Origin of the sequence: Streptomyces chattanoogensis (genome assembly GCF_001294335.1) — a bacterium.
GTDB classification, from domain to species: domain Bacteria; phylum Actinomycetota; class Actinomycetes; order Streptomycetales; family Streptomycetaceae; genus Streptomyces; species Streptomyces chattanoogensis.
In genome coordinates, this window is the sequence record NZ_LGKG01000082.1 from 1 (window position 1) to 390 (window position 390).

Below are 390 nucleotides of genomic sequence, written 5' to 3' on the forward strand. Positions count from 1 at the left end.
GCGCAGGGATCCGGAGTCCGGCGGGCTGGTCGAACAGGACAAGTACCTCGGCGTCAACGTCACCACGTTCTTCGACGCCCTGATCAGGGCCAGTGCGGTGGGCCTGGACGATGACGACTGGCGCGTTCTGCTCGGCGACAGTGAGGCGGAGCGCGCCCGCCTGACAGCCGAGGGTAGGGAAGACGAGATAGAAGAAGGGAAGCTCACCGACCGCCAGTACGACCGGCTTGCCGACGCCGCGTGGGGTCTGAACCGCGAGGACCTCGATATCCCTTTCTCGCCAGACGCCTCGCGGATTCTCCGGGTCTCCGCGCCCGCGTAGAGGCGGCGGAGCGGCTGGGCATCTCGCCGCGCCGGTTCGACGGTTGGGAGCCGACCACCATCTACGAG

At 67.9% G+C, this 390-nt stretch carries 1 protein-coding gene; it reads left to right on the forward strand.

Translation table 11 applies throughout. The annotated features are described in order from the left end of the window. On the forward strand, positions 1-322 hold a 322-nt coding region (locus ADL29_RS11085; protein ID WP_157878452.1), incomplete at its 5' end, for a hypothetical protein. Positions 323-390 lie beyond the last annotated feature (68 nt).